We start from the raw sequence: 5724 nt of genomic DNA on the forward strand, positions 1-5724 counted from the left end.
ATATACATAAAAGTTCTCTCATATCAGCGGATAGAGAGAACTTTTTTTTCGGTGGGGACTTTTTAGTCAGCCCCAATCGGAATAGTATAAGCTTATATAGAACTGACGTTATTTAAAATTTTAGTTTCAAGCAATGGAAACTAAAGTTTCATCGGTAAGAAACATTAGTTTCAAAGTATGAAACATTTAGTTTCATTCCTTGAAACAAATAGTTCTCCTATATGAAACAAATCAGCTCCTTATTTCCCTTTGAGTTTTTCATATAAGCAACGAAGTTGAACAAACTGTTCTCCCGGTTGCACATATCCGTTTTCAAACATTTTTTCTGAGACTTGAAATTTAGAGAGATGGTGGCGTATATACTTCTCTGCGTCCGGTGATTGCTTTTTGACGAAAGCTTTTAAGGCAACCTTTCCGTTTTCATAGATGAAAACTTTAGCTTTAATTGTACGGAAACCCCATTCTTTGCAGTGTTTTGTCTCTGCCTTATCTATCCAGAAGATAGCGGTAGCTTTTACTGTATCTGCAATACATTCTTCTGTATCACCATTACTCATATCTTTGGTAACAGACTTTTCAGAGTTCCCGTTTGGCTTCAATTGACAGGAAACAGTCAAAATAACTAATAGAAAATAGGATAGAATTGTTTTCATCGTATTCAATTATTATAGTATATGCAACAAAATTACTAAAAAAAGCGGGGCAATGAGCAGTTGTTCCCTTTTATTTTCTTATCTTTGCAACCAAATTTTCTACCAATAATGAAAATTAAGGAAATAGTAAGCGCCCTTGAACGATTCGCGCCTCTGCCATTGCAAGACGGATTTGATAATGCCGGCCTGCAAATCGGATTGACAGAAGCGGAAGCAACAGGGGCTTTGTTGTGTCTTGACGTTACTGAAGCAGTGCTGGATGAAGCAATCGCGTTGGGTTACAATCTCATTATATCTCATCATCCGCTAATTTTTAAAGGATATAAATCCATTACAGGCAAGGATTATGTGGAACGCTGTATATTGAAAGCAATAAAGAATGATATTGTAATCTATTCAGCGCATACTAATCTGGATAATGCACAAGGTGGAGTCAATTATAAAATAGCCGAAAAAATCGGATTGAAAAATTTGAAAGTGCTTGAGCCGAAAGAGAGCAACTTGGTTAAGTTGGTGACTTTTGTCCCTTACGCACAAGCTGATGTGGTACGCCAAGCATTGTTTGCCGCCGGATGCGGAAATATAGGCAACTATGATTCATGCAGTTACAATCTGAGAGGAGAGGGAACTTTCCGTGCAAAAGAGGGAACGCATCCTTTTTGTGGAACAATCGGAGAGCTGCACCACGAAGAGGAGGTGAGGATTGAAACGATTCTTCCTATATATAAGAAAGTGGAAGTCGTTAAGGCATTGGTAGCTACCCACCCTTATGAGGAACCGGCTTTTGACTTATATCCGTTGCAGAATAACTGGCAGCAGGCGGGGTCGGGAATTGTCGGTGAATTGGATGAACCGGAAACGGAACTCGAATTCCTGAAACGCATTAAGAAAACCTTTGAAGTGGGTTGTGTCCGCCATAACAAGTTGACAGGCAGAGAAATACAGAAAGTGGCATTATGTGGTGGTGCCGGAGCTTTCCTGCTTCCGCAGGCAATCCGGATGGGCGCGGATGTCTTTGTTACGGGAGAAATTAAATACCATGATTATTTCGGTCATGAAGGAGACATTCTGATGGCAGAAATCGGTCATTACGAAAGCGAACAATATACAAAAGAAATTTTTTATTCTATAATCCGGGATTTATTTCCTAATTTTGCGCTCCAATTGAGTAAAATAAATACGAATCCCATAAAATATTTATAAGTAAAATGGCTAGAGAAGCAAAAAAAGATCCGAATGAGTTGACAGTAGAGCAGAAATTGAAGACACTGTTCCAACTGCAAACTATGTTGTCTAAGATTGACGAGATCAAGACCTTGAGAGGTGAACTTCCGTTGGAAGTGCAAGACCTTGAAGATGAGATTGCCGGTTTGAGTACTCGTATTGACAAGATTAAGGCTGAAGTAGACGAGCTTAGAACGGCTATTTCAGGCAAGAAGGTAGAGATTGAAACGGCTAAAGCTTCGGTTGAAAAATATAAGTCACAGCAAGACAATGTCCGCAACAACCGTGAATATGACTTCCTGACAAAAGAAATCGAGTTCCAGACATTGGAAATCGAACTTTGCGAGAAGAGAATCAAGGAATACTCTGCAGACAGAGGAGAGAAAGAGGCTGAAGTAGTGAAGAATGAACAGATTCTGAACGAAAGACAAAAAGACCTCGAACAGAAGAAGAGCGAATTGGATGAAATTATCTCTGAAACCAAGCAGGAAGAAGAGAAACTGAGAGACAAAGCCAAAGATTTGGAAACTAAAATCGAGCCGCGTCTGTTGCAGTCATTCAAACGTATTCGTAAGAACTCCCGCAACGGACTGGGTATCGTGTACGTACAGCGTGATGCATGTGGTGGTTGCTTTAACAAGATTCCGCCTCAGAGACAACTGGATATCCGTTCTCGTAAAAAAGTGATCGTTTGCGAATATTGCGGACGTATCATGATTGACCCGGAATTGGCCGGTGTACAGATCGAACACAAGGTAGAGGAAGCTCCGGCAGCTACTACTAAAAGAGCTATCAGAAGAAAAACTGCCGAATAAGAGTTTGTATTTTTGCTACATTTTTCAAAGCTCCGCATCATGGCGGAGCTTTTTTTTGATAATGGGAAAAGGACGTCCGGATGCAGGAGTAAAAGTGCTCTGAGGGCTATCAGGAGCAACAGTTGACATAGTGACGCCATCCGTTCGGGATGGCGTCACTATAATGGGCAAATAGCGTCACTATCTTGAGCGGATAGTGACGCTATTTTTATTCTGTAGATAAGTGTGTTTTTTGAGGCGGATAATTTTATAGAGAATTGTAAGCCGGAATATCTTTCAGAAAGGTATAACTCTGATTTTCATAATCCATCCGGCAGCAATAATGTTGCATCCCATTGCTGACAATCAGATAATCTACTTTCAGCACCATATTATATCGGGTAATCTGGTCGAAAACCGCTTGTGTGATTTCAATATGGGGGGCTTTGTATTCCACAATCATCCGGGCGGATAAGTCTTTCCGGTAGAGGACTGTATCACATCTTTTGGTAGTACCGTTCAACTTAATCATCACTTCATTGGCTAAGAGTGCGGACGGATACCCTTTGTGCGCAATAAGAAAATGAACGAAGTGTTGCCGTACCCATTCTTCAGGGGTAAGGGCGACATATCGTTTGCGAATCACGTCGAAAATTACATTTTTTCCGTTTCGTACGTTTATTTTAGTGTCGAATACTGGTAGGTTTAACGATAACATTTATTATTTTTGTAAGTTAAATAACGGGTTCCTTTATTTGGAACCACAAATTTAATGAAATTATGAAAACAAAAGAAGAAATCGTCGCTAATTGGCTGCCGCGTTACACAAAACGTAACCTGGAAGATTTTGGGGAGTATATTCTGTTGACTAACTTCAACAAGTATGTAGAAATTTTCGCCAATCAATTTGATGTTCCGATATTGGGCAGGGACGCTAATATGATCTCTGCTACTGCCGAAGGCATTACAATGATTAATTTTGGTATGGGAAGTCCTAACGCTGCTATCATCATGGACTTGCTGGGTGCTATTCGCCCCAAAGCATGTTTATTCCTCGGAAAATGTGGTGGTATCGACAAGAAAAACCAGCTTGGTGACTTGATTCTTCCTATTGCGGCTATCCGTGGGGAGGGAACTTCCAATGATTATTTTCCCCCCGAAGTTCCTGCGTTGCCTGCATTTATGTTGCAGCGTGCCGTTTCTTCATCCATTCGTGACAAAGGCCGCGACTATTGGACCGGTACTGTATATACCACTAACCGTCGTATTTGGGAACATGATGATGCGTTCAAAGAATATCTGAAAAAGACCCGTGCAATGGCGGTCGATATGGAAACGGCCACTTTGTTCAGTTGTGGCTTTGCCAATCATATTCCTACAGGTGCGTTACTATTGGTTTCTGACCAGCCGATGACTCCTGACGGAGTGAAAACGGATAAAAGTGACAACCTGGTCACTAAGAATTACGTAGAAGAGCATGTGGAGATAGGTATTGCTTCCTTGCGCATGATTATTGATGAGAAGAAAACTGTAAAACACTTGAAATTTGACTGGTAACTCCCGGTTTTGAAATATATATGGCAAAACAAGAACTGACGTGTGATGACATTCTTAAAGAGTTGAGGGCGAAGCAGTATCGCCCTATCTATTATCTGATGGGGGAAGAATCGTACTATATCGACCTGATCGCAGATTATATTACGGATAATGTGTTGAACGAAACGGAAAAGGAGTTCAACCTGACTGTCGTGTATGGAGCCGATGTAGATGTAGCTACTATTATAAATGCTGCAAAACGTTATCCGATGATGTCTGAACATCAAGTGGTGGTGGTAAAAGAAGCACAGGCAATCCGCAATATGGAGGAACTGTCATACTATCTCCAGAAGCCGCTACTCTCTACTATTTTGGTGATATGCCATAAACATGGTACGTTAGACCGCAGGAAAAAGTTAGCTGCCGAAATAGATAAAGTCGGTGTGTTATTCGAGTCGAAGAAGATAAAAGATGCGCAACTACCGGCTTTTATTTCTTCTTATATGAAACGTAAGGGAGTGGATATGGAACCTAAAGCAACGGCTATGTTGGCTGATTTTGTAGGCTCTGACTTAAGCCGCCTGACTGGAGAACTGGAGAAGTTGATTATCACTTTGCCTGTTGGTCAGAGGCGTGTAACCCCCGAACAAATAGAAAAGAATATCGGTATAAGCAAGGATTATAATAACTTCGAACTGCGGAGTGCGCTTGTAGAAAAAGACATTCTTAAAGCAAATAAGATAATAAAATATTTTGAAGAAAACCCGAAAACGAATCCGATACAGATGACGTTGTCTTTGTTGTTCAGCTTTTATTCCAACTTAATGCTGGCATATTATGCACCTGATAAATCGGAGCAGGGAATAGCCAATATGCTGGGACTAAAGACGCCTTGGCAAGCTAAAGATTACTTGGCTGCTATGAGAAAATACAGTGGTGTAAAGACTATGCAAATCGTAGGTGAAATACGATATGCCGATGCAAAGTCAAAAGGAGTAAAAAACAGCTCAATGTCAGACGGGGATATTCTTCGAGAATTAGTGTTTAATATTTTGCATTAGAAAGAGCAAGTTTCCAATATCATTAAAGGGCATATACTTTTACTATGAATAGAATAAGTATATGCCTTTTTTATATTCATGTGATTCCCTGTTTTTATCTGAAGTATGTGGCTGCCTTTTGAGTAAAAAATCAAACAATAAATTTGCCGTATGTTGTTCCTTGTCTTTCTTTGTTCTTCTCTAATAGCTTCTCTCTGGTGAACTTGATTTTTCCTAAATAAATTTCCATTTAGCTGTTTCCAACATTATTCTTCAATTGGGGGAATTCGCTTTTCTCATTGAAAAATTCGGATTCTTTATTGAAAGATTGCTAGAGTCAGATATAATAGGTATAATACTTATTTGTTAGTGATAATATGGAAAACTCCCTTTTTAGTGGTAAGAGGGTGTGTCGAAACGATGCATCCTCTTTTTTGTATAAACAAAGCCCCGACTTTCCCAAGCCAGGGCTTTGTC

Annotated in this window: 6 protein-coding genes; 4 read left to right on the forward strand and 2 right to left on the reverse strand. The window is 40.0% G+C overall.

Translation table 11 applies throughout. From position 1 onward, the window contains the following. Window positions 1-239: 239 nt before the first annotated feature. Window positions 240-653 carry a DUF4891 domain-containing protein gene (locus NSB03_RS19670; RefSeq protein ID WP_024988773.1) on the reverse strand — a complete coding sequence of 138 codons (414 nt, stop codon included), beginning with the start codon at window positions 651-653 and terminating at the stop codon, window positions 240-242. 108 nt (window positions 654-761) lie between these two features. Between NSB03_RS19670 and NSB03_RS19675 the strand changes: the two genes are divergently transcribed. Together NSB03_RS19675 and NSB03_RS19680 are read left to right on the forward strand one after the other, a co-directional pair. After that, window positions 762-1856 (forward strand): Nif3-like dinuclear metal center hexameric protein, encoded by a 1095-nt coding sequence (locus tag NSB03_RS19675; RefSeq protein ID WP_257466598.1) that lies wholly within the window; start codon window positions 762-764, stop codon window positions 1854-1856. A gap of 5 nt (window positions 1857-1861) precedes the next feature. Next, complete coding sequence (locus NSB03_RS19680) at window positions 1862-2692, forward strand: zinc ribbon domain-containing protein (RefSeq protein ID WP_024988774.1); 831 nt, start codon at window positions 1862-1864, stop codon at window positions 2690-2692. A 247-nt stretch (window positions 2693-2939) separates the two neighbouring features. Here the strand turns inward: NSB03_RS19680 and NSB03_RS19685 are convergent, their stop codons facing one another. Then, window positions 2940-3389, reverse strand: coding sequence for a type I restriction enzyme HsdR N-terminal domain-containing protein (locus NSB03_RS19685; RefSeq protein WP_024988775.1), 450 nt, complete (start codon window positions 3387-3389; stop codon window positions 2940-2942). 62 nt (window positions 3390-3451) lie between these two features. Between NSB03_RS19685 and NSB03_RS19690 the strand changes: the two genes are divergently transcribed. Together NSB03_RS19690 and holA are read left to right on the forward strand one after the other, a co-directional pair. Continuing rightward, window positions 3452-4228, forward strand: coding sequence for an AMP nucleosidase (locus NSB03_RS19690; RefSeq protein ID WP_024988776.1), 777 nt, complete (start codon window positions 3452-3454; stop codon window positions 4226-4228). A 20-nt stretch (window positions 4229-4248) separates the two neighbouring features. Continuing rightward, the gene (gene holA, locus NSB03_RS19695) at window positions 4249-5268 is read left to right on the forward strand and encodes a DNA polymerase III subunit delta (RefSeq protein ID WP_024988777.1); all 1020 of its coding nucleotides are present in this window, start codon (window positions 4249-4251) and stop codon (window positions 5266-5268) included. The last annotated feature ends 456 nt before the right edge of the window (window positions 5269-5724 follow it).

The sequence above is a fragment of the Bacteroides acidifaciens genome, from assembly GCF_024623065.1.
In the GTDB taxonomy this organism is placed as follows: domain Bacteria; phylum Bacteroidota; class Bacteroidia; order Bacteroidales; family Bacteroidaceae; genus Bacteroides; species Bacteroides acidifaciens.